The sequence below is a fragment of the Tardiphaga sp. 215_C5_N2_1 genome (genome assembly GCF_052076055.1).
GTDB classification, from domain to species: domain Bacteria; phylum Pseudomonadota; class Alphaproteobacteria; order Rhizobiales; family Xanthobacteraceae; genus Tardiphaga; species Tardiphaga robiniae.
Genome location: NZ_CP197240.1, coordinates 2,835,662 through 2,859,274, shown reverse-complemented (window position 1 = coordinate 2,859,274; position 23,613 = coordinate 2,835,662). Strand labels below are relative to the sequence as shown.

Sequence of the window (23,613 nt, the reverse complement as noted above, 5' to 3'; positions counted from 1 at the left end):
TTAATCCTTCTCTTCTTCGACTTCAGGTGCGGCGAGCGAGCGCAGCACCAGAACCGGAAGGATCAGCGTGAAGACGATGACCTCTTTGTAGTTGCTCGCATAGAACGACGAGAACGCCTCAACGCAGCCGACCAGGATCGCGGCGGCAGCCGTCAGCGGATAGCTGACGAGGCCGCCGATGATCGCGGCGACGAAGCCCTTCAGGCCGATTAAGAAGCCGGTGTCGTAATAGAGCGTAGTGATCGGGACGATCAGGATGCCCGAGATGGCGCCGATGACGGAGGCCAGCAGGAATGCGATCTGACCCGACAGCGAAGTGCGGATGCCGGCGAGGCGAGCACCGAGGCGGTTTACCGCCGTGGCGCGCAGCGCTTTGCCATAAAGCGTGTAGCCGAAGAACAGCCACAACCCGACGATCAGAGCGATGGTGATGCCATAGACGGCGATGCTCTGGCCGGTGAAGCGCAGCGCGCCGATGGTGATGGCGTCAGACGAGATCGCAGGGCCGCGCTGGCCTTCGGCGCCGAAGAAGACGAGGCCAAAACCCTGCAGTGCGAGGTGGCAGCCCACCGAGGCGATCAGCAGTACCAGAACCGATGTGTGGGCGATCGGCTGGAACGCGATGCGATAGAGATAAAGGCCGATGGCGGCGACGATCAGCAGCGACAGCGCGATGTTGAGGGCGATATTCCCCGGCCGTCCACCCAGCGCCCACATCACGCCCCAGATCGCCAGCGGGAACACGATATTGACGGCAATCGAGCGCAGTACGCGCCTGGCATGGAGCGCCTTGCGGAAGGTGAAGAGATCGAAGGCAAAGGCCACGACGCCCATGGCGACGGCGAGCTTGATGGTGCCCGGCATCTGGCCGGCCGAGAGGCTGGCATAGGTCAGCGCGCCAAAGGTGATGAATTCGCCCTGGGGGATCAGGATGATACGTGTGACCGCAAAGACCAGCACCAGGGCCAGCCCGAGCAGCGCATAAATCGCGCCATTGGTGATGCCGTCCTGCAAAAGGAACAGCAAAATCGTCGTATTCAAAGCCGCGCGCTCCCCCACACTGTCTGGCGCGCCGGATACCACAGGCGCGGGACGATCAACAATGGCGGTTGAAACCCGCCGTCTATTTGATATACTTCATAACGATTATTGAACATAATCTCAAGGCCTGTCGCACGTCGACCGGGTGTTTCATTCAAGCCGCCGGGTATCGCGGAAAGCGAGCGATGACTGTTTCAAAGATGACGTCTCAGGATCAAGCCAAGCAGGTCGCGCCCGTCGGGTTCGACGAGGAGGGCGGTGCGCTGCAGCTCGGCGAACTGTCCGAACTGCTAGGCTATTCGCTGAAACGTGCGCAGTTGAAGGTGTTTGAAGACTTCCTGCGCTGCATGGCGCCGCTGCAGCTGACGCCGGCGCAGTTCTCAGTGCTGCTGCTGCTGGACAAGAACCCGGGCCGCAACCAGACCGAAATCGCCAATACGCTCGGCATTCTCCGTCCGAATTTCGTTTCGCTGCTTGACGCTCTGGAGAGCCGCGACTTGCTGACGCGGATGCGCTCGCCGAGCGACCGCCGCTCCCATGTGCTGATGCTCACCGACAAGGGGCGTGCCACGCTGGCCCGTGCCAAGAAGCTGGTGGCGACCCGGCATGAAGCGCGGCTGATCGATGTGCTGGGGCCGGCCGAGCACAAGGCGCTGCTGGGCATGATGGCGAAGATTGCTCGGGAGTTCTAATTGTCATTCCGGGGTGCGATCTCGGCGTAGCCGAGAGTGCGAGCCCGGAATCTCGACATGTTCATCACTCCTGGATTCCTCGCTACTCCAAGTTGAGTGGCTGAGGTTCGCGAGCGCCAAGTGGTGCCCGCGCCTGGAATGACAGTGTGTGGTTAGTCCACCAAAATCACCCTGACATCATTCACATTGGTCAGCGTCGGCCCGGTCTGCAGCAGATCGCCTGTCGCGGTGAAGAACGTCGTCGCGTCGTTATTCGCCAGCGTTGCTTTCGCATCGAGCTTCTGCGCGCGCATTGCCTCGAACGTACGTGCATCGATGACCGCGCCGGCGGGATCGCTGGCGCTGCCGGCGCCGCCATCGGCGCCGTCGGTGTCACCGGCGAGCGCGACGATGCCGGTGGTATCCTTGAAAGCATCCGCGAGCGCCAGCGCGTATTCCTGGTTCGGGCCGCCGCGGCCGTTGCCCGTGACGGTCACAGTGAGTTCGCCGCCGGAGAGGATCGCGAGCTTTTTGCCGTCTGCCTTGGCCTTAAGCGCCAGCTTCGCATGGTCAGCGGCAATCTCGCGCGCTTCGCCTTCGAGATCGGCACCGAGATCGATGATCTCATAGCCGGCATCACTGGCCACCTTGATTGCGGCATCGAGTGACTCGCGCGGACGTGCGATCAGCTCAAACCGTGCGCGCGCGAACGCCGCGTCATCCGGCTTCACGCTTTCATTGGCCTCATCGCTGAGCGCCGCCCGTACCGCGTCATCGATGGCGAGATTGAATTTCGCGATGATGGCACGGGCATCGGCCAGTGTTGTTGTATCCGGCACCGTCGGTCCCGATGCGATCACGGCGGGATCGTCATGCGGCACGTCGGAAATCGCCAGCGACACGATCTCGGCCTTCTGCCCGGCGCGGGCGAGGCGGCCGCCCTTGATGCGGGAGAGATGCTTGCGCACGGTGTTGATCTCGCCGATTACCGCACCGGAGCGCAGTAGCGCGCGGTTGAGCTGCTGCTTCTGCTGGAAGGTGATGCCCGCCACCGGCGCGGTCCAGTTGGCCGAGCCGCCGCCGGAGATCAAGACCAGCAGGAGGTCGTCCGCGGTGGCTTCCGCTGCGAGCTTGAGGCTGTCATCGGCACCCTTGAGGCCTGCTTCATCGGGCACGGGATGGCCGGCCTCGACCACACGGATGCGCCGTGTCGGCACCCCATGGCCATGGCGCGTGGTGGCGATGCCGGTGAGGCGCACGGGATCGAGCTTCAGCGTGTCGAGATAATGCGCCTCTGCGGCAGCGGCCATGGCCGCGGCGCCCTTGCCGGCGGCGAGGCAGATGATGCGGCCCTTCGGCGGCGCCGGCAGGTGGGCGCTGAGGATGACATCGGGATGGGCCGCAGCAACTGCGGCATCGAAAATTGCGCGGAGCAGGGGGCGTTTGTCGGTCATGCTCGGGGTTATGCCGCTCTACGGCAGGGACGGCAAGCGCTTCCCCTCGCCCCCGGACGCGGCGCAGTCGCGACTGGTGGGAGAGGGTGGATCGAACCGCGGAGCGGTTCGAGACGGGAGAGGGGGGGCTTCGCTTAAGAAGCAAGGAGCCCTCTCCCGCCTTCGCTTCGCTCAGGCACCCTCTCCCGCGGCGCGCAGCTTCGCTGCGCTGGGGGAGAGGGGAAGTAAGAGCTAACCGCCCTTGCCGCTTTCGCCGAGTTCACCGGTCAGCACGTCGCCGAACAGTTTCCAGTTTTCGCCCTCGAACCGCATCAGCTGCATCTGCTCAATGGGCGAGAAGTCGGTGGGCGAGGTGTTGACCTTAACGCCCGGCAGGAGCGTCGACTGCTGGACATCCTTGAGGTTCGCCGCCTGCTTCATCACATTGGCGCGGGTGAGATCGTCGCCACACTGCTTGAGCAGGATCGCCATGGTCTCGGCGATGTTGTAGCCGGACATCAGCGACGAATCCGACGGGTTGCCGTCCGGCACGTATTTGGCGAGGAATTCGCGATAGGCCTTGATGCCCGGGTCGTCCTTCCACTGCGGGTCGGTGGCGTCCTTGGAGTAATGCGCGGAGAGCAAGCCCTGTGCGTTCTCGAAACCCGCCGGACGCAGCACCTGACCGATCGAGACGCTGACGCCCGGAACGATCATGGTCGGCTTCCAGCCGAGTTCGGCAATCTTCTTGATCGTCTGCGCGGCGAATTTCGGCGTGGCGAAGATGATGACCACATCGGGATTGAGCGACTTCATCTTGACGATGTGGGAATCCACGGTCGGCTCGGTGAGCTCATAGCTCTCCTCGATGACGATGGACGAGGCCTTGTCGCCGAGGCCGTCCCTGACGCCCTTCAGATAGTCCTTGCCGAAGTCGTCATTCTGATAGAGCACGCCGATCTTGGCGCCGGCCTTTTCCTTCAGCAGGTACTTGGCGTAGATGCGGCCTTCGCTCTGGTAGCTGGGCAGCCAGCCCATGGTCCAGGGGAAGTTCTTCGGGTCGGCCCATTTGGTTGCGCCGGTGGCGAGGAACAGCTGCGGCACCTTCTTGGCGTTGAGATATTTCTGGATCGCCGTATTGGACGGCGTGCCGAGCGCCGAGAACATCAAGAGCACTTCGTCGGACTCGACCAGTTTGCGGGTCTGCTCAACAGCCTTCGGCGGCGAATAGGCATCGTCATAGCTGATGTAGTTGATCTTACGGCCGTTGATGCCGCCCTGATCGTTGATCATCTTGAAATAGCCTGCCTGCGCCTTGCCCACCGCACCATAGGCCGAAGCGGGGCCGCTATAGGGCACGATATTGCCGAGCTTGATTTCGGTGTCGCTGGCGCCGGTGTCATATTTCTTCTGGGCGAGGACGTGGGTCGAGGAAACGACGAGCAACACGGTGGCGGCCGAGAGCGACAACAGCCGCGCGGACGTGGCAGACATTTGAGTTCCTTCCCTTGCTTGCAAGGCGAGATTTTCTTGTTCTGCAGGCTCTTTTGCGCCTGCGAGATAGTCATACCGCGATTGCACAATGGCTCAAATGGAAAGCGACCAAAAACGCAATAAGGCCCGCGCCGTTTTTGACGCGGGCCTCACGTATTTTCCGTTATGTGGAATGAGGGCGATCAGCCGCCTACATCAGCGCTAATGACCTCGCCGAACAGCTCCCATTTATCGCCTTTGAAACGCATCAGCTGAAGCTGGCTGATCGGCGCAAAGTCGGTCGAAGATGTGTTGATCTTGATGCCGGGCAGCAGCACCTCGGTTCGGAAGTCCTTTAGGCTGGCCGCCTGCTTCATGACGTTTTCGCGGGTCAGGTTGTCACCGCACTTCTTGAGAACCTCAACCAGCGTCTGGGCGACCCCGTAACCGGTGACGATCAATCCATCGAGCTTGTTGCCTTCCGGAAAATCTTTGTCGAGGAAGGCGAGAAATTCCTTCATGCCGGGGTCGTTGTTCCACTGGGTATCCGCGACGTCCTTCAGATACGCTGCGGAAATAATGTCCTGCGAGTTTTCGAAGCCGGCCGGCTTCATCACGCTGCCGATCGAGTTGGACACGTTGTTGAGGAAGTGCATCGGTTTCCAGCCGATCTCGGCGGCCTTCTTGATAGCCTGCGCCGCAAATTTCGGCGTCGTGATGTTGACGAATACGTCGGCGTTTAACGACTTCAGCTTGACGATGTGATTGTCGATGGTCGGCTCGGAGGTCTCGTAGCTCTCCTCCACTACGATCATCGAGGCGGCCTTTGCGCCAAGGCCGTCCTTCAGACCTTTGAGATAGTCCTTGCCATAGTCATCGTTCTGGTAAAGGACGGCAATCTTCGCGCCGGGCTTTTCCTTCAGAAGATATTTCGCATAGATCTGCGTCTCGCTCTGGTAGTTGGGCTGCCAGCCCATGGTCCAGGGGAAGTCCTTCGGGTCGTTCCACTTCGTGGCGCCGGTGGCCACGAACAGTTGCGGTACCTTCTTGCTGTTCATGTATTTCTGGATCGCCGAGTTCGGCGGTGTGCCGAGCGAGTTGAACACCAGCAGAACTTCGTCCGATTCCACCAGCTTGCGCGCCTGCTCGACGGTTTTTGGCGGCGAATAGGCATCGTCATAACTGATGAAGTTGATCTTGCGGCCGTTGATGCCGCCAGCAGCATTGATCTTCTTGAAGTAGGCTTCCTCGGTCTTGCCGATCACGCCATAGGCGGAGGCGGGTCCGCTATAGGGCATGATGTTGCCGATCTTGATTTCGGTATCTGAGGCGCCGGTGTCATATTTTTTCTGGGCGAGCGCCCCGGTGGCGGACGCGGCGAGCAAAGCCCAGCCAACCAAATAGGCGGCTGAAAACGCGGCTAGGCGCAGACGAGTTGCGGGCATTTCTGATCTCCCTGATCAATTGTGATGTGTCACGTTTCTTGACAAGGAGCTCTGTGGCTCCTGAGAGCATTCAACACCCGCCTGCATTTCGCAGCAAGAAAAAGCCCCCGCGACGATGTCGCGGGGGCGGTATAATTCGTGTTCGCTGATGCAGCAGAACTGCTGCCGCAACTGAGCTATTGCGTCGCGACGTCGGCGCTGAAGATCTCGCCGAAGCGCTCCCACTTGTCGCCCTTGAAGCGCTGCATCTGCAATTGCGAGATAGGCGCGAAATCGGTGGGCGAGGTATTGATGGTGATGCCCGGCAGCAGCGTGTCGGGGGTAAAGTCCTTCAGGCTGGCGGCTTGTTTCATGACATTCGCCCGAGTCAGGTCGTCGCCGCACATCTGCAGCACCTTGACCAGCGTCTGCGCAGCACCATAGCCATAGACCGTGCTCGAATCCGCCTTGTTGGCGTCCGGCATGTATTTGTCGAGGAACGCGTTCCACTTCTTCATGCCCGGATCGTCCCTCCACTGGGAGTCGGTGCCGTCCTTGGTGTAGGAGGCCGACAGCACGCCTTGCGCATTGTCGAAGCCGGCGGGCTGCATCACCGCTCCCACGGAGACGCTGACATTGGCGAGAATCTGTAGCGGCTTCCAGCCAAGCTCGGCGGTTTTCTTGATAGTCTGTGCCGCGAATTTTGGCGTCGTGAAGATCATCAGCACGTCGGGGTTCGCAGCTTTCAGCTTCACCACATGGGTGTCAATGGTCGGTTCGGCGATCTCGTAGCTGTCCTCGATGGCGATCATCGATGCTGCCTTGTCGCCGAGGCCGTCCTTGAAGCCCTTCAGATAGTCCTTGCCGAAATCGTCGTTCTGGTAAAGCACGCCGATTTTCGCGTTCGGCTTCTCCTTCAGAAGATACTTCGCATAGATCTGCGCTTCGCTCTGATAGGAGGGCTGCCAGCCGATCGTCCAGGGGAAGTTCTTCGGATCGTTCCATTTGGTGGCGCCGGTGGCAACGAAGAGCTGCGGCACTTTCTTGCCGTTCAGATATTTCTGGATCGCGGTATTCGAGGGCGTACCCAGTGGATTGAACACCACCAGCACCTCGTCCGATTCGACCAGCCTTCGCACCTGCTCCACGGCTTTCGGTGGCGAATAGGCGTCATCGTAACTGATGAAGTTGATCTTGCGTCCGTTGATGCCACCCTGTGCGTTGATCATGTTGAAATAGGCGGTCTCGGTCTTGCCGATCGTTCCATAGGCAGATGCGGGGCCGCTATAAGGGATGATGTTGCCGATCTTGATTTCAGTATCGGTGGCGCCGGTGTCGTATTTCTTTTGCGCGAGCGCGCCGGACACACTGGCGGCCAGAAGCGCCATAGCAGCAGGCAGTGCTGCAAGGCGCATGGATCGTGCGAGCATCATGGATCTCCGTGATCATTTCTTCCCAGGTCTTTGGTGGAGTTCTGCGACTCCTGTCCGCATTGAATACCCCTGATGCGCCGGTCACAAGAATAAGCCCCTGCGACCAAATCGCAGGGGCTCCGTTGTTTTAGTGGTGCAGTGCAAAGTGCTGCGGTACTAGTCCGGCGCAGTCGTGTCGGCATTGATCACCTCGCCGAACAGCTCCCACTTGTCGCCCTTGAAGCGCATCATCCGCAACTGCGCGATCGGCGCATAGTCGGTGGCCGAGGTGGAGATGGTGATGCCCGGCAGCAGCGTGTCTGGCGCGAAGTCCTTCAGGCTTGCCGCCTGCTTCATGACATTCTCGCGGGTCAGGTTGTCACCGCACATCTCCAGCACCTTCACCAGCGTCTGCGCGGCGCCATAACCGTAGACGAGGCTGTTGTCGGTGCGATCGGCGCCCGGCATGTATTTGTCGATGAAGGCCGACCATTTCTTCATGCCCGCATCATCTTTCCATTGCGAATCCGCGCCGTCCTTGCGGTAGTCGGCGGACAGGACGCCCTCTGCATTGGCAAAGCCTGCCGGCTGCATCACTGCTCCAACAGAGACGCTGACATTGGTCACGAGCTGCAGCGGCTTCCAGCCGAGTTCACCGATCTTCTTGATGCCTTGGGCCGCGAATTTCGGCGTTACGAAATGGACGACAACATCGGGATTGAGCGACTTCACCTTCACGATGTGGGAATCGATGGTCGGCTCGGAGATCTCATAGCTCTCTTCCGTGACCAGCATCGTGGCAGCCTTGGCACCCAGCGCTTCCTTGAACGCCTTCTGGTAGTCCTTGCCGAAATCGTCGTTCTGATAAATCACCGCGACCTTGGCGTCCGGCTTCTCCTTCATCAGATATTTTGCGTAGATTTGTGCCTCGACCGCGTAGCTCGGCTGCCAGCCCATCGTCCACGGGAAGTGCTTCGGATCGTTCCACTTGCTGGCGCCGGTGGCGACAAAGAGTTGCGGCACCTTCTTGGCATTCATATATTTCTGGAACGCGGTATTCGACGGCGTGCCGAGCGAATTGAAGATGAACAGTGCCTCGTCGCTCTCGACCAGCTTGCGGGCCTGCTCGACCGCCTTCGGCGGCGAATAGGCGTCATCGTAGCTTATGAAATTGATCTTGCGGCCGTTGATGCCGCCCTGGTCGTTGACCATTTTGAAATAGGCGGTTTCAGTCTTGCCGATCAGTCCGTAGGACGAGGCAGGGCCGCTATACGGCATAATGTTGCCGATCGTGATTTCGGTGTCAGTGGCGCCGGTGTCGTATTTCTTCTGGGCCAGCGCGCTGCCGCTGGCTGCGACGCTGAGGGCCGCGGCAACCGACAAAGTCAGTGCGCGCGAACGGATCGAAGGCATTTCAGAACTCCCTGATTTTTATTCGTGTTGTTTTGCGGGCCTTTGCGGCTCCGGCCGGATTGAACACCGTTCGCGTGTATGCGGCAACAAAAAGCCCCTCGCGATGACACCGCGAAGGGCTGCTTTATTGGGCAACGGATATGCCGTCCCCCGGTATAATTCAGCGGCTGATCTCGCCCGAGATCACAGGGCCAAATAACTCCCATTTGTCGCCCTTGAAGCGCATCATCTGCAACTGTTCGATCGGGTAGAAATCAGTCGCGGACGTGTTGAGCTTGACACCCGGCAGCATCGTGTCCGGCGCGAAGTCCTTCAGGGTGGCGGCCTGCTTCATCACATTGGCGCGGGTGAGATCGTCGCCTGCCTGCTTCAGCACCTGAACCATGGTCTGAGCTGCGCCGTAGCCATAGACCACGGAGATGTCGTTGCGGCGGGCGTCCGGCGCGTATTTTGCGAGGAAGGCGTAGAAACGTTGCATGCCGGGGTCATTGTCCCATTGCGGGTCGGAGCCGTCCTTGGCGTAATAGGCCGACAGGATGCCTTGGGCGATGTCCTGTCCGGCCGGCTTCAGCACGGAGCTGATCGATGCGCTGGCATAGCCCTGGATGTAGAGCGGCTTCCAGCCGAGTTCGGAGACCTTGCGGATACTCTGGACCGCCGACTTCGGTGTCGTGACGCTGATGAAGGTATCGGCGCCAGAGGCTTTCAGATTGATGATGTGGCTATCGATGGTCGGCTCGGTGACCTCATAGCTTTCGGCGGCGATCAACATGCCCCCAGCTTTGTCGCCGAGACCATCTTTCAGGCCCTTCAGCACGTCCTTGCCGAGGTCGTCGTTCTGATAGAGCACCGCGATCTTCGCGTCGGGCTTTTCGTTCAGCAGATATTTCGCATAGATGCGGCCCTCGCTCTCATAGGGCGGCTGCCACGCCATCGTCCACGGGAAAGCCTTGTGATTGCCGAAATAGGTTGCGCCGGCGGCGACGAACAGTTGCGGCACTTTCTTGATGTTGAGATATTTTTGGATCGCCGCATTGGACGGTGTGCCGAGTGGGTTAAACACCACGAGCACCTCGTCCGATTCCACCAGCTTGCGGGCCTGCTCGACGGCCTTGGCCGGATTGTAGGCATCGTCATAGCTGATGAAATTGATCTTGCGGCCGTTGATGCCGCCCTGATCGTTGATCATCCGGAAATAAGCGGCCTCGATGATGCCCGCGATGCCATAGGCCGAAGCCGGCCCGCTATAGGGCATGATGTTGCCGATCTTGATCTCGGTGTCGGATGCGCCGGGATCGTATCGCTTCTGCGCGAGGGCATGGCCGGCGCAGGCGATGCTCAGTGCGGCGGCAAGCGAGATTGTTCGTGGTCGAAAGGCAGGCATCCCGGGTTGGTCCTCGTACAGCAGTCGCGAGGCGTTAATGGCATGTGCATCAACAAAAATCCCCGGCGATGTGAGCGCGAGGGGCACTTTCTGTGTGGCGGAAAGATGGTGGCGGTTCCTTCGCCCCGATTGCGGAAGAAGTCGGTGCGCTGCTGATACACTCATACCAACTCGCACAAAAAAAGCGGCCACCGAAGTGACCGCTTGTCTTGCCTCAATTGCGGATCGAACTAACCGCCCGATCCGCCGATCACTGCGCGGACGGTATCGTCCGGGCCGAAGTCTTCCGCGCCATCCACGTAGAGAAGAGCGCTGAGCTTCGAACGCGCGCGGTTGACGCGGCTCTTGATGGTGCCGACGGCGCAGCCGCAGATCGTGGCCGCGTCCTCATAGGAGAAGCCCGATGCGCCGACGAGAATAAGCGCTTCGCGCTGATCCTGCGGAAGCTTCTCAAGCGCCGCGCGAAACTCCTCAAATTCCAGATGGGCGTTTTGTGCCGGCTGGGTCTTCAGAGTCTTGGCATAGCTACCGTCCGCATCCTCAACTTCCCGTCGCCGCTTGCGATAGTCCGACCGGAACAGGTTGCGCAGAATGGTGAACAACCACGCAGGGAGATTCGAGCCGACCTGGAAGGAGTCGATATTGGCGAGAGCGCGCAACAGCGTTTCCTGAACGAGGTCATCGGCCCGGTCACCGTTGCCGGAGAGCGAGATCGCGAAGGCGCGCAGGCTAGGCACCGACGCCAGAATGTCGTCGCGGAGTGAGTCTGTGAGAGGCATTATTCCCCTCCTTCATTTTTGCCGGGATCGCCAGCGATCTGGGCTTGAGCCTCAGCCCCGTCCAGCTTGCGGATCAGCTCCGCAAATCGGTCCGGCACGCCCTGTCGCACGACATCGTCGTACATAGCGCGCAACTGATGCCCGATCCGTGACTGGATTTCGGCGTTTAATCCGCCCTTTGGCTTCACATCTTTCATGACCCGTTCCACATTCCCCAGAAGACATGTCCCTGGAATTTGAGAAATTTTCTTGATTTTTGAAGCCTTTGCGGCGTCTGTCGGCGATCTAATGCGGAGCGTGGCCGAAAGTTCCGACCCGATGGAACTTTTGTCTGGCTGGGGCGTAAACAAGCACAACGAGGGAGCCGGATTGTATCCGAATACCCCTTCGACTTTGACGTAGAGTCGTCTTTGACCAGACAGGATGGAGTGGGGATGTCCCGATCACAGCTCGTAGCTGAACACTTGCCGCTGTTGCGGCGCTATGCCCGCGCCCTCACAGGTAACCAGGCCTCAGGCGATGCCTATGTAGGCGCCATGCTGGAAGCGTTGCTGCAGGACCAGTCGTTGCTCGACGAGCAACACGGAGCCCGTGCCGGCTTGTTTCGCCTGTTCACCCAGATTTGGAACTCTGTCGCCTTGAACGACAATCCGGACGTCGCGCCGCTGCAGGCCGCGTCCGAGAAGCGCATTTCCAACATCACCCCGCTGCCACGACAGGCCTTCCTGTTGCTGTCGCTCGAAGGCTTCTCGGAAGAGGAAGTCGCCTTCGTACTCGATGCTGATGTGGCGGAAGTGCGTACACTGGCCGATACGGCCGGCCGAGAAATGGCCGCCGAAATCGCCACCGACGTTCTCATCATCGAGGACGAGACCTTCATCGCGATGGATCTCGAAAGCCTCGTGAAGAATCTCGGTCATAACGTCATCGGCGTTGCACGCACTCATGCAGATGCGGTTGCGCTCGCAAAGAACAAGAAGCCCGGCCTGATCCTCGCCGATATCCAGCTCGCCGATGGCAGCTCGGGTCTCGATGCGGTGAACGAGTTGCTGCGTATCTTCGAAGTGCCGGTAGTCTTCATCACCGCCTATCCGGAGCGTTTCCTGACTGGCGAACGTCCGGAGCCGGCCTTCCTGATCTCGAAGCCGTTCCAGCCCGCGATGGTCTCGGCCGTCGCCAGCCAGGCGCTGTTCTTCCAGCGCAACTCAAAGAACAAGACAGCCAAGGCATCCTGATTTCAAGGTGCCCTAACTTCGGGCGTCATTGATTGACATCGAAGCGGCTAGGCCATGTGCCCGGCCGCTTTCGTTTGGCCAGAAGCCATCCAGAGCGCGCCGGATGATACCTGCTCAATAAGTCCTCTTCGCTTGCGCAAACTATCAGCGGGCAGAAGGAGGGGGCTGACAGTATTGTGTTGATGCAGCGATCAATGCCGATATCATCCCTCGATAAGCGGCAAATTGCCACGTCCCGCAGGGCTCATAGGCTTTGACGGGCTGGCGGGGCTGCGTGACCCTTCTGGTCGAACCGGTGCGCATGAACTCAACTGCCGACGCTGAACCTCATATCTATCAATCCACAGTGACACGCCCCGTTGCGGTCGATGTCAGCAAGGTGTCGCTCACTTTCGATACGGCCGACGGCAAGGTCGAAGCGCTATCCAATGTCGATCTGCAAATCAGTGGCGGGGAGTTCGTCTCCTTCATCGGTCCCTCCGGCTGCGGCAAGACCACGCTGCTGCGTGTGATCGCGGATCTGCAGCAGCCAAGCTCTGGGAGCGTCACTGTCAATGGCATGAGCGCGGAGCAGGCGCGGCTCGGGCGCAATTACGGTTATGTATTTCAGGCGCCGGCGCTGTTTCCCTGGCGCAGCATCGAGGCCAATCTCAAGCTGCCGCTGGAGCTGATGGGCTTTTCGCCGACCGAACAAAAGCAGCGCGCCGCGCGCTACCTCGACCTCGTCAATCTCACCGGCTTCGCGCGGAAATTTCCCTGGCAGCTCTCCGGCGGCATGCAGCAGCGGGTTTCCATCGCACGGGCGCTGTCGTTCGATCCCGAATTGCTGCTGATGGACGAGCCGTTCGGAGCACTGGATGAGATCGTGCGCGATCATCTCAACGAACAGCTCCTGCAGCTCTGGGCCAAGACCCGCAAGACCGTGTTGTTCGTGACGCATTCGATTCCCGAAGCGGTGTTTCTTTCCACCAAGATCGTGGTGATGTCGCCGCGGCCGGGCCGTATCACTGATATCATCGACTGCAATTTCCGGCGCGACCGCACGCTGGAAATTCGCGAGACGCCGGAATTCATGGCGATCGCGCAGCGCGTGCGCACCGGGCTGCGCGCCGGACATTCCTATGACGAGTAGCACGGTGGATACGATGCCGGTCGCGCGTGCGGCATGGCGCACGCATCCGCTGGTCAAGGGTAGCGCGCCGGTGGTGACCATTGTCGCGGTGCTGATCGTCGTCTGGTACATCGGCGCCGTGCTGATGAACCTGTCGCTTGTGCGCGGCGGCTTCGAGCGCGAGGAAGCGCCTTATACGACGATGGAATTGCTGGAAGGCACCATGAGCGCGGAACGGCCGCTGCTGCCGGCGCCGCATCAGGTGGTCGGTGCTTTCATCGACGGCGTGTTCGGCTATGCGCCGACGGCGCCGCGTAGCCTCGTCTATCATTCCATGGTGACGCTGTCGGCGACGCTGCTCGGCTTCGCGCTGGGCGCGCTGCTCGGCATCGTGCTGGCGCTCGCCATAGTGCACAGCCGCGTGCTGGAGCGTAGCCTGATGCCGTGGATCATCTGCTCGCAGATGGTGCCCATATTGGCGCTGGCGCCGATCTTCATTGTGGTGCTCGGTGCCGTCGGCCTACAGGGCCTGCTGCCGAAATCGATCATCTCGGCCTATCTGAGCTTCTTTCCCATCACCATCGGCATGGTGAAAGGCTTTACCTCGCCCGATCCGATGCAGATGGACCTGATGCGCACATGGTCGGCGACATCTAGACAGGTGCTGTCGAAACTGCGCTGGCCATCGGCCGTGCCGTATCTCTTTGCCAGCCTCAAGGTCGCCATCACCATCTCGCTGATCGGCGCCATCGTCGCTGAACTGCCGACCGGTGCCGAGGCCGGCATCGGCGCGCGCTTGCTGGCCGGCTCGTACTACGGCCAGACCATCCAGATCTGGTCGGCGCTGGTTGCCGCAGCCGTTTTGGCTTCTGGTTTGATCGCCATCGTCAGCTATGCTGAACGCAAGGTGGCGCAGCGGATGGGGGCGCGTGCATGAATCGTCGCCAGATCCGCCTGGGCTTCATCATGTCGGCGGTGTGCGTGCTGATCACACTGATGCTGCCATTGCCGCTCTCGGGTGTGCCTGTCGCCGCGCTGATGGCGCGCCCACTGACGTTTCTGCTGACCGGCGTCATTGTGCTTGTGTTCGCTTTCGCTGCCGGCTTCCGTGGCCTGCCTGCCATCGTGATCGGGCTTGTCGGCGCAGGCATCACTGCGGATATGACACTGATGCTGCTCCGCGATCCCTTGATCGCCGGCGATGCGGCATCAGGCTTCTGGATGGTGGTGATCGGCGTCTGGCTGGCGTCGTGGATCTGCGTTGGTGCGCTGGCCGGGCTGAGGCCGCGCAGCAGTGTATTCCGCAAGGCTATCGATCTGGCCATCCCGCTGCTGTTCGGTGCGGCCGTGTTCTATCTCTGGGAAGTTGTGGTGCGCGGGGCGGGCGTGCCGCCGGTGCTGCTGCCGTCGCCGAGCGCTGCCGCTACGAAATTCATGGCGTCGCTGCCGATATTGGGCGCGGATTTCGTGCAGACCTTCATCCGTGGTGTGCTGATCGGCTATGCCATCGGCTGTGGCGCCGGGCTTCTAGTGGCGATCCTCGCGCATCGCTTTGAATTTCTCGGCCGCGGGCTGCTACCCTTGGGTAACTTCTTCTCGGCACTGCCGCTGGTTGGCGTCGCACCGATCATGGTCATGTGGTTCGGCTTCGACTGGCCGTCGAAGGCCGCGGTCGTGGCGCTGGTGACATTCTTCCCGATGCTGGTGAATGCGTTGGCCGGTCTGCAAGCTGCCGGCGATATCGAGCGTGACCTGATGCGCTCCTACGGCGCGAGCTATGCCCAGACTCTCATCAAGTTGTATCTTCCCGCTGCTCTACCTTTCATCTTCAATGCACTGAAGATCAATGCCACACTGGCCCTGATCGGTGCCATCGTCGCGGAATTCTTCGGCACGCCGACGCAAGGCATCGGCTTTCGAATTTCCACCGAAGCCGGGCGCATGGCGCTCGATATGGTGTGGGCGGAGATCGCGCTCGCCGCGATCGCGGGAATGGCATTTTATGGACTTGTTGCGCTCGCCGAGCGCGTGACGACGTTTTGGCATCCATCCATGCGGACCTAGTTCGGCAGGTTCGCCCATTCTGGAGTTGAGCATGAAGAAGATCATGGCGTTCGGCGCAGCGATGGCTCTCTCGCTCGGCTCCGCACAAGCGGCGGACAAGGTCACCATCCAGCTCAAATGGGTCGCGCAGGCCCAGTTCGCCGGCTACTTCGTCGCCAAGGAGAAGGGCTTCTACAAGGACGCCGGGCTCGACGTGTCGATCAAGCCGGGCGGTCCCGATGTCGCCCCACCGCAAGTGATCGCGGGCGGCGGTGCCGATGTGGTGGTGGACTGGATGCCGTCGGCGCTAGCCTCGCGCGAGAAGGGCGTGCCGCTGGTGAATATTTCGCAGACCTTCAAGAAGTCCGGGCTCGAACTCACCTGCCGCGCCGAGACCGGCATCAAGAAGCCGACCGATCTGAAGGGCAAGGTTACCGGCGTCTGGTACGGCGGCAACGAATATCCGTTCCTCTCCTGGATGTCGAAGCTGGGCTACAAGACCGATGGCTCGCCGGCGGGTGTCAAGATCATCAAGCAGGGCTTCAATGTCGATCCGCTGCTGCAGAAGCAGGCCGATTGCGTCTCGACCATGGCCTATAACGAATACTGGCAGGTGATCGACGGCGGCTACAAGCCGAGCCAGCTCACCGTGTTCAAGTATGAGGACGAGGGCGTCGCCACGCTGGAGGACGGTCTCTGGGTGCTCGACAAGAACCTCAAGGATCCCGCCTTCGTCGCCAAGATGGCGAAGTTCGTGAAGGCGTCGATGAAGGGCTGGGACTATGCCAAGGCTAATCCGGACGAAGCCGTGAAGATCATCCTGGCTGGCGACTCCACGGGCGCCAAGACTGCCAAAGACCAGAAGCGCATGATGACCGAGGTCAGCAAGTTGCTCGGCGATGCCAATGGCAAGCTCGACGTCAAGGACTATGATCGCACGGTTGCGACGCTGATGTCTGGCGGTTCGGATCCCGTGATTACCAAGAAGCCGGAAGGTGCCTACAGCTTCGCAGTCTATGACGCGATGAAGTAATCGCGGGTATCAGCGGCGCGCGAATAACGGCTGCGCGCCGATTGACTTGGCGAGGTGATCGCCAAAGGCTTCACTGATCGGCGGCAGCGTGCGGCCGGCCTTCTTGATGATGGTGATGGCCCGCGAGAAATCCGCGACGTCGATCTGCCGCGAGCGCAGGTCCGGCTCGGCGCCGATCTCGCGTGCGGAGCCCGGCAGGATGGTGATGCCCAGGCCGGCGCGGACCATGGCGATGGCCGTCATCATATAGGTCGCTTCGCAGGTCGGCTGCGCGATGTGTCCCGCGGTCAGGAAGGCGCTGTCGACGACCGCGCGGACGCTGGTCGCGGGATCCATCAGCACCAGCGGATATTTCATCAGATCGTCGATGGTGACCTTGCGGATGCCGCCGATCGGGTGCTTCGCCGGAAACACCACATGCATGCGGTCGCGCACTTCGAGCAACGCGTCCACGTCGTGGCCGGTGACGCTGCCGCCCATGATGCCGAGATCGACCTCTTCTGAGCGGACGAGGTCAAGGACGCGGTTGGCGATCACGTCCTTCAGGACGAAAGATGTGCCGGGCTGCAACTCGCGAAACGACTTGATGGCCTCGGGCAGGGCACCCGCGGCGACTGAGGGAAGCGCCGCGATCCGGACGATGCCCCGGCGCTTGGCCGCGATATCGCGAGTATCCACGACGACGGCGTCGAGATCGCGGATCATGCGCTGAAACACCGGCAGCAGTTCGCGGCCGACCCGCGTCAGTTCGACGGAGCGGGTGTTGCGATCGAACAGTTTCACCTCGAGGGTTTCTTCGAGGCGCCTGATCTGAACCGTCAGCGTCGGCTGCGCCAAATGCAGCAACTCCGCGGCGCGGGTGAAGCTGCCGGCTTGGGCGACGACGACGAAAGACCGGATCTGCCGGAGATTCACATCCATAGAGAATTTCTATCAATGGGATAGAATTAATTCAATTGAATAGAGTGAAGCTTCTGGCTTCAATGCCCGAAAGCGACATGCGCGAGATCCTGCTCAGGCCCGTGACATGTCCGTCAAAAGAGATCGGGAGATAGACATGCAGCGGTCGCGGTTTTCGCGATGTGACTGCAGGCAAGTCTGATCCAGGAGACTGCTCGTGCGTACCATCAGGATCGGATCCGGTGCCGGCTATTCGGGGGACCGGATCGAACCGGCGATCGAACTCGCCGAAAGCGGCAACCTCGATTATCTCGTCTTCGAGTGCCTTGCCGAACGCACCATCGCGCTGGCCCAGCAGGACCGCCTGAAAGATCCGCAAGGCGGTTTCGACCCGTTGCTTGCCGACCGCATGAAGGCGGTGCTCCCGATCTGTCGAAAGAATGGCGTCAAGATCGTCACCAATATGGGCGCGGCGAATCCCGTCGCGGCGGCGCAGGCGACGCGTGACATCGCCAGGGCGCTCGGTCTGCCCGGTCTTAAGGTTGCGGCAGTAACGGGCGACGATGTGCTGGAACAGGCGCGCGCGTCCGATGTCGCGCTGGACGAAGGTGGCTCCGTGAAAGCGCTCGGCAACCGCGTGATCTCTGCTAATGCCTATACGGGGGCCGCGCCCATCGCCGAGGCGCTTGCCGGCGGCGCCGATGTCGTCATCACCGGCCGTGCGGCCGATCCGGCGCTGTTTCTCGGGCCGCTGGTGCATGAATTCGGCTGGGCGATGGATGACTGGGACCTGCTTGGCAAAGGCACCATGGTCGGCCATCTCCTGGAATGTGCTGGCCAGATCACCGGCGGCTATTTCGCCGATCCCGGCGTGAAGGATGTGCAGGGCCTCGCGCGGCTTGGTTTCCCGATCGGCGAGGTGCGCGAGGATGGCGATCTCGTCGTCACCAAGGTCGCGGGCTCGGGCGGCCAGATCACGCGAGCGACGGTGACCGAACAACTGCTCTACGAAATTCATGATCCGACCCGCTATTACCAGCCGGATGTGGTTGCCGATTTCTCGCAGGTGCGTGTCGAGGAGGTTGGTCCGGACCGCATCCATGTCACCGGCGGGAGTGGCACGCCGAAGACGGGCCTGCTGAAGACGTCTGTCGGCTATCTCGACAGCTATATCGGTGAGGGCGAGATCTCCTATGCTGGTGCCAATGCCGTGGCGCGGGGGCGTCTGGCGCTTGAGATTGTGCGCGAACGCCTCACGCTCACCGGCGTGAAGATGACGGAGAGCCGGTTCGACCTGATCGGCGTCAATGCGCTGCATGGTGACGCCCTGGCCGAAGGCCGTGATCCCTATGAAGTCCGCATCCGCGTCGCCGGGCGTACCGACTCGCTCGCAGAGGCCGTGAAGATCGGCAACGAGGTCGAAACGCTCTACACCAACGGGCCTGCCGGTGGCGGCGGGGCCTGGAAATCGGCGCGCGAAATCGTCGGCGTCGCTTCGGCTTTACTGCCCGAAACTGTCGTGACGTCATCAGTCACATTCATGGAGGCCTGACCATGAAACTCCGTGAGATCGCGCATTCACGCAGCGGCGACAAGGGCGACACGTCCAACATTTCTGTCATCGCTTTCGATATGGGGGACTTCTGCTTTCTTGCCGAGCACGTGACGGCAGATCACGTCGCGCAGCATTTCAGCAAGACCGTCACGGGCACCGTCACACGTTATGAATTGCCGACGCTCGGCGCGCTGAACTTCGTGCTGACGGGTGCGCTCGGTGGCGGTGTCGTGCGATCGCTCGCGCTGGATACGCATGGAAAATCATTGAGCTCTGCGCTGCTTGAATTCGAGCTGCCGGACAAAAGAGTGTCGTCCGGCTCACCATGATCTTCGTCACAATAGGGCGACGATACTTTCATACCAAAAAACCAAAAACGGGAGGACTATTGATGAAGCGACGTACATTCCTGGCTGGCCTCGGTGCAACCGGCGTCAGCGCTGCAGTTTTTTCTCCGGCGATCGTTCGTGCCGCCGCGGATACTCCACTGAAGTTCGGTGTGCTGTCCGACATGACGGGTCTGTTCGCTGACAATGGCGGGCAGGGCTCGGTAGCTGCAGCGCAGCTCGCGATCGAGGAATGCGGCGGCAAGGTACTCGGCAAGGCGATAGAGCTGATCCAGGCCGACCATCTCAACAAGCCCGATGTCGGCGGGAATATTGCGCGCCAGTGGTATGATCAGGAAGGTGTCGACGTCATTCTGGACGTGCCGGTGTCGTCTGTTTGCATCGCCGTGCAGACCTTCGCCAAGGACCGCAACAAGATGTTTATCACGTCGGCCGGCGGTTCGGCGGATCTCAGCGGCAAGTTCTGTTCGCCGAACTTCATTCAGTGGACCTACAATACTTACGCGCTGGCCAATGTCGCCGGCAAGGCGATGCTTCAGCGCGGTGGCGACACATGGTTCTTCGTTGTTGCGGACTATGCCTTTGGCCAGGCGCTCGAGCGTGACGTGACGGAAGTGGCCGTGAAGGGCGGCGGCAAGGCGCTTGGCCGTGCGCCGCATCCGATCAATACAGCGGATTTCTCCTCGCAGCTTCTGACGGCGAAGTCGTCGGGCGCCAAGGTCATCGCCATCGCCAATGCCGGCAGCGACACACAGAACGCCATCAAGCAGGCAGAAGAGTTCGGTTTGATGGGCGGTGATCAGAAGATGATTGCGCTCTTGATCGACGTGAATGACATCCGCAGCGTCGGCCTGAAGAGCGCGCAAGGCCTGCTGGTGACGTCCGGCTTCTACTGGAACATGGACGACCGCACGCGTGCGTTCTCCAAGCGCTACGCTGCCAAAATGGGCAAGCCGCCGAGCATGATGCAGGCCGGTGTCTATTCCTCGACGCTGAACTACATCAAGTCGGTGGGGGGCGCGAATACCAAGGATCCTGCCGCCGTGGTCAAGGATCTGCAGGGGCGTACCTTTGACGATGCCTTCCTGCGCAACGGAAAGCTGCGTCCGGACAATCTGATGGTCCACGACATGTATCTCGCCGAGGTCAAGAAGCCTTCCGAGGTCACCGATAGCTATGACGTGTTCAGGATCCTTGCCACGGTGAAGGGCGAAGACGCGTTCTCGCCGCTCTCGGCGAGTGCATGCCCGATGGTGATGAGCAAGAAGTAAGCCGAGCTATGAACCGAGCGTCGCGGGCAGGGAAATACCTCTGCCCGCGATTCTTTCGAAGGGTGAGAGAGCCTTACCTATCCCTCAAAAGAATGCGGGGTGCAGCTGGCATCACCACAGCTCCACCCCGCGTCGCCGGTCAATTGGGGCAGGGGACGACCGGCTTCCAAGAAGACGCGCGAAGGTGAAAAGCGTTCCCGCGGACGTCAAATATTTAACACACGGTTAAGTGATCGCCGTTCTTGAACCTAGAGCCTTGACGCACGTTCCTATCATGAGCGCCACGCAACGACGCGGCGCAGGGCAGGCGAGGCTCACATGTCAAAGGTATCCAGCTTGGTCTTGGGAATGGTCGCCGGAGCGACCATGTTCGGCGCCATCCAGTATGCTTCCGGCAATGATCTGCGGGGCACGTTGACCGATTCAGACACGGCTGCGTCCAGCGGCGTCAATCGGGCAGCCAAGGGCGACCGGGCATCACTAATTACCACACAGAACGAGCAGAGCCAGACTCTCTCGTTCCGCGTTCAGGGCCTGTCGGATACGTCCGTCCTTCTGCGGATGGGCGTCGCGCCCGTGGTGGCTCCAACCAAGAATGAAGCCGTCAATATCCGGCCTCTCCCCATGAATGCCAAACCGCAGCGTGCGGCGGTAGGCTGCGAACCGCCTGTGAGTGTGCTCAGCGAGATGGCAAAGATGCTGCAGCCGGGTCGCTGCGTGACCTGATCTTCACGCTGACAATTTAGATCAATCGTCGGCGACCTCATCGGGGTCGCCAGTTTCATTCGTATCATCATCTGCCGCAGCGCTGCGATTGGCCATATAGCCGAGTGCGACGCCGGCCAGCGCTAGCAGCGGAATAACCTTCTTGAGGCCGAGCGTGCGCGCGATCTGGATGCCGGTCGCCACCAGCATCGGATCGATCAGCGGCGCATTCGCAGCAGCTCTGGCCGCTGCGCGCGCCGCGGCTGCTGCGCGCTCGCGAGCCTGCTTCTGCTTGGCCGCATAGACCTGTGTGAAGATCGCCGCGATGACCAAAAAGATGCCGGCGATGGTGAGGCAGGCCTCAATGACGCCGTAGCGCTGCATCACCGCGATGAAAGCCGCAACACACAGGAAGCACAGCGCCACGAAACCAGCAAAGCCCGCCAGTGCCATGAGCGATGTCATGCGCAAGCTATTGCCTGTGCTGTTCTTTAGATCGTCGATGATACCCTTCAGCATGGAAGCCCCCGAACCCGAACTCTGAAATACAAAGAAAACTGACGGCACCCTCGGGCACCGCCAGTCATCACATTTCAATCCTGCGCATATGACTCAGCGGCGCCAGGCCATCCCGATCAGCACGCCGAGGCCGAGCGCCAGGCCGACTGCAGCCAATGGGCGCTGGGTGATGCTGTCTTCCAGCGTTTCCTCCAGTGAATAGGCTGCGTCATGCGCAGCATCGTAGGCCGCGCTGCCGCGCTCCCGCATGTCGGACATCATGTCTTCGGCGTCGGCACGGGCTTGCTTGACGCCGCGGCGGGCTTGTTTAGTAGCTTGGCCGGTAAAGGCATTAAGCGCGTCGGTGATCTGTTCGGTCAGGGCTGCAACATCGTTTTTCACGGCGGTGAGATCCTTCTGAAGGCGGCTATAGGTTGCTTTGTCGGTCAGTTTCTTGAGTTCATCCAGGCCATCGATATCCGCCATGCGAAGCTCCCCTGATACTGAAAATCCAATGCAGAAACGCCCGGTTAGACCGTAGGTTCCATCAGTAGAGCTGGATTAATCCGGCGGCAACTGCGGCGAATTGATCGGCATCAAATGCTCTTTCAGGATCAGCCCGACGATCAGGATCGGCGCCGCCAGGAAGCCGCCCATCGGGCCCCAAAGCCAGGTCCAGAACGCCAGCCCGATGAACACCGCCAGCGCGTTGAGTTGCAATTTGCGTCCAATGATCGTTGGCGTGATGAAGTGGCCTTCCATGAAGGTGAGGCCGACGAACAGCAGCGGCGCGATCATGCCCGCGGCGATCGTCTCCGACGAAATGATGCCGACCGCAACCAGGATGACGAACATGGCGACGGGGCCGATGATCGGGAAGAAGTTGAGCGTGGCTGCCAGCGCGCCGAGGCCGGCCGGGTTGGGCATGCCGGTGGCCGCGCAGATCACGCCGGTGGCAATGCCGACTCCGAAATTGATCATGGTGACCATCAGCAGATATTCGCCAAGGCTGGTCTCTATGGCATTGAGAATGCGTAGCGTCCGCAGCCGCCACTCGTGATCGGCGAAGTTCATCACCAGCGCGCGGCGCAGGTCTTTCCAGCTTGCGATGAACAGCACCAACGTGGCGAAGAACAGTAGGAATTCGGTGAAGGTCGGCGACAGGAATTCGACGGTTGGCTGCACCCAGTCGATCTTGGGCAATTCGAACTTTGTTGTCGCAAGCGTTTCGGCGCTGCTGAACATGCTCTGTATCTGGTGCCAGAGCGCCAGCGGTCGGTCAAAGACATGCAGCTTGTTCTTAAGCAGCGAACCTAGTTCGGGGAGCCGCGTCGTCCATTCCATCAGCGGGGATGAAATAAGCCCCACGATGAAGGCGAGCCCGGCGCAGACCAAGATAACGATCAGGACTGCCGAGACTGATCGCGGAATGCGACGCTTTTCGAGAAAGCTGGCTGCAGGCGACAACATGGTGCCAATGATGAAGGCTGTCACGATTGGCAGGAAGAATGCCTTGGCGACATAGAGCACCGTAATCACGGTGATCACCAGCAGCGATACCAGCGTGAAAGCAACCACCTCGGCACGGCGGAACACCGGCGGCTGCTCAATTTTGCTCTCGGGCACCGGCGTGCCTGCAGGCTGCTTTTCGGGGAGAGCGCGTACTTCACTCATGAGCTGTCCCGACATGCCGCCACTTGTTCGCGCAAACCGCGTTCGCGCGTCAGATCGCCGACATGCGATCGGGCTCTACAACACGACCATACCGCAAAAGTTCCGTCGCGATTTCGTGATGGTTCCTTGGTTGACAAATCATTCGGTGAACGCCCGCAGGGAGGGAACTGTGAGGCTCCGGCGCGGTTGGTTGCGGTCATCACGACGATGA

The 23,613-nt window shown here is 60.6% G+C and carries 23 protein-coding genes; 10 read left to right on the top strand and 13 right to left on the bottom strand.

Translation table 11 applies throughout. The annotated features are described in order from the left end of the window. The gene (locus tag AB7828_RS13640; RefSeq protein ID WP_175368285.1) at positions 1-1,041 is read right to left on the bottom strand and encodes a branched-chain amino acid ABC transporter permease; all 1,041 of its coding nucleotides are present in this window, start codon (positions 1,039-1,041) and stop codon (positions 1-3) included. A 185-nt stretch (positions 1,042-1,226) separates the two neighbouring features. Here AB7828_RS13640 and AB7828_RS13635 point away from each other — a divergent pair, with 185 nt between their 5' ends. Then, positions 1,227-1,733, top strand: a complete 507-nt coding sequence (locus AB7828_RS13635; protein WP_441230420.1) for a MarR family winged helix-turn-helix transcriptional regulator — start codon at positions 1,227-1,229, stop codon at positions 1,731-1,733. 152 nt (positions 1,734-1,885) lie between these two features. On the opposite strand, the gene AB7828_RS13630 is transcribed toward AB7828_RS13635, so the two are convergent. From AB7828_RS13630 to AB7828_RS13595, 8 genes are all read right to left on the bottom strand, one after another. Then, entirely contained in the window at positions 1,886-3,166 is a 1,281-nt protein-coding gene (locus tag AB7828_RS13630; RefSeq protein WP_441230419.1) for a glycerate kinase type-2 family protein, read from the bottom strand. A gap of 231 nt (positions 3,167-3,397) precedes the next feature. Beyond that, a complete protein-coding gene (locus tag AB7828_RS13625) occupies positions 3,398-4,639 on the bottom strand; it encodes an ABC transporter substrate-binding protein (protein WP_441230418.1) in 1,242 nt (413 codons plus the stop codon). 182 nt (positions 4,640-4,821) lie between these two features. Then, positions 4,822-6,063, bottom strand: coding sequence for an ABC transporter substrate-binding protein (locus tag AB7828_RS13620; protein ID WP_441230417.1), 1,242 nt, complete (start codon positions 6,061-6,063; stop codon positions 4,822-4,824). Positions 6,064-6,239: 176 nt separating this feature from the next. Continuing rightward, positions 6,240-7,475, bottom strand: a complete 1,236-nt coding sequence (locus AB7828_RS13615) for an ABC transporter substrate-binding protein (protein WP_441230416.1) — start codon at positions 7,473-7,475, stop codon at positions 6,240-6,242. 156 nt (positions 7,476-7,631) lie between these two features. Next, complete coding sequence (locus AB7828_RS13610; RefSeq protein ID WP_441230415.1) at positions 7,632-8,867, bottom strand: ABC transporter substrate-binding protein; 1,236 nt, start codon at positions 8,865-8,867, stop codon at positions 7,632-7,634. Between the two features lie 160 nt (positions 8,868-9,027). After that, positions 9,028-10,251 carry an ABC transporter substrate-binding protein gene (locus AB7828_RS13605; protein WP_120291771.1) on the bottom strand — a complete coding sequence of 408 codons (1,224 nt, stop codon included), beginning with the start codon at positions 10,249-10,251 and terminating at the stop codon, positions 9,028-9,030. 230 nt (positions 10,252-10,481) lie between these two features. Further along, complete coding sequence (locus tag AB7828_RS13600; RefSeq protein ID WP_068735058.1) at positions 10,482-11,030, bottom strand: sigma-70 family RNA polymerase sigma factor; 549 nt, start codon at positions 11,028-11,030, stop codon at positions 10,482-10,484. Beyond that, complete coding sequence (locus AB7828_RS13595) at positions 11,030-11,227, bottom strand: NepR family anti-sigma factor (RefSeq protein ID WP_068735402.1); 198 nt, start codon at positions 11,225-11,227, stop codon at positions 11,030-11,032. The genes AB7828_RS13600 and AB7828_RS13595 overlap by 1 nt, the downstream gene beginning before the upstream one ends. Positions 11,228-11,464: 237 nt before the next feature. On the opposite strand from AB7828_RS13595, the gene AB7828_RS13590 reads away from it, so the two are divergent. The 5 genes from AB7828_RS13590 to AB7828_RS13570 all read left to right on the top strand — a co-directional run bounded on the left by AB7828_RS13590 (position 11,465) and on the right by AB7828_RS13570 (position 16,452). Continuing rightward, complete coding sequence (locus AB7828_RS13590; RefSeq protein ID WP_068735059.1) at positions 11,465-12,265, top strand: response regulator; 801 nt, start codon at positions 11,465-11,467, stop codon at positions 12,263-12,265. Positions 12,266-12,566: 301 nt separating this feature from the next. After that, complete coding sequence (locus AB7828_RS13585) at positions 12,567-13,397, top strand: ABC transporter ATP-binding protein (RefSeq protein WP_441230414.1); 831 nt, start codon at positions 12,567-12,569, stop codon at positions 13,395-13,397. Between the two features lie 13 nt (positions 13,398-13,410). After that, a complete protein-coding gene (locus AB7828_RS13580; protein WP_231081067.1) occupies positions 13,411-14,313 on the top strand; it encodes an ABC transporter permease in 903 nt (300 codons plus the stop codon). Further along, a complete protein-coding gene (locus AB7828_RS13575; protein ID WP_441230413.1) occupies positions 14,310-15,440 on the top strand; it encodes an ABC transporter permease in 1,131 nt (376 codons plus the stop codon). The genes AB7828_RS13580 and AB7828_RS13575 overlap by 4 nt, the downstream gene beginning before the upstream one ends. Positions 15,441-15,471: 31 nt before the next feature. Beyond that, complete coding sequence (locus AB7828_RS13570; protein ID WP_441230412.1) at positions 15,472-16,452, top strand: ABC transporter substrate-binding protein; 981 nt, start codon at positions 15,472-15,474, stop codon at positions 16,450-16,452. A gap of 9 nt (positions 16,453-16,461) precedes the next feature. Here the strand turns inward: AB7828_RS13570 and AB7828_RS13565 are convergent, their stop codons facing one another. After that, positions 16,462-17,373 carry a LysR family transcriptional regulator gene (locus AB7828_RS13565; RefSeq protein ID WP_441230411.1) on the bottom strand — a complete coding sequence of 304 codons (912 nt, stop codon included), beginning with the start codon at positions 17,371-17,373 and terminating at the stop codon, positions 16,462-16,464. A gap of 196 nt (positions 17,374-17,569) precedes the next feature. Between AB7828_RS13565 and AB7828_RS13560 the strand changes: the two genes are divergently transcribed. The 4 genes from AB7828_RS13560 (at position 17,570) to AB7828_RS13545 (ending at position 21,251) form a co-directional block, all read left to right on the top strand. Beyond that, entirely contained in the window at positions 17,570-18,904 is a 1,335-nt protein-coding gene (locus tag AB7828_RS13560) for an acyclic terpene utilization AtuA family protein (protein ID WP_441230410.1), read from the top strand. A gap of 2 nt (positions 18,905-18,906) precedes the next feature. Then, complete coding sequence (locus tag AB7828_RS13555) at positions 18,907-19,236, top strand: AtuA-related protein (RefSeq protein ID WP_441230409.1); 330 nt, start codon at positions 18,907-18,909, stop codon at positions 19,234-19,236. Positions 19,237-19,298: 62 nt separating this feature from the next. Beyond that, positions 19,299-20,525, top strand: coding sequence for an ABC transporter substrate-binding protein (locus AB7828_RS13550; RefSeq protein WP_441230408.1), 1,227 nt, complete (start codon positions 19,299-19,301; stop codon positions 20,523-20,525). 318 nt (positions 20,526-20,843) lie between these two features. Continuing rightward, a complete protein-coding gene (locus AB7828_RS13545) occupies positions 20,844-21,251 on the top strand; it encodes a hypothetical protein (RefSeq protein WP_441230407.1) in 408 nt (135 codons plus the stop codon). Positions 21,252-21,272: 21 nt separating this feature from the next. On the opposite strand, the gene AB7828_RS13540 is transcribed toward AB7828_RS13545, so the two are convergent. The 3 genes from AB7828_RS13540 to AB7828_RS13530 all read right to left on the bottom strand — a co-directional run bounded on the left by AB7828_RS13540 (position 21,273) and on the right by AB7828_RS13530 (position 23,402). Next, positions 21,273-21,749, bottom strand: a complete 477-nt coding sequence (locus tag AB7828_RS13540) for a hypothetical protein (protein ID WP_441230406.1) — start codon at positions 21,747-21,749, stop codon at positions 21,273-21,275. A 93-nt stretch (positions 21,750-21,842) separates the two neighbouring features. After that, positions 21,843-22,214 (bottom strand): DUF883 family protein, encoded by a 372-nt coding sequence (locus AB7828_RS13535; protein WP_175368300.1) that lies wholly within the window; start codon positions 22,212-22,214, stop codon positions 21,843-21,845. A gap of 75 nt (positions 22,215-22,289) precedes the next feature. After that, positions 22,290-23,402 carry an AI-2E family transporter gene (locus AB7828_RS13530; RefSeq protein ID WP_441230405.1) on the bottom strand — a complete coding sequence of 371 codons (1,113 nt, stop codon included), beginning with the start codon at positions 23,400-23,402 and terminating at the stop codon, positions 22,290-22,292. Positions 23,403-23,613: the final 211 nt, after the last annotated feature.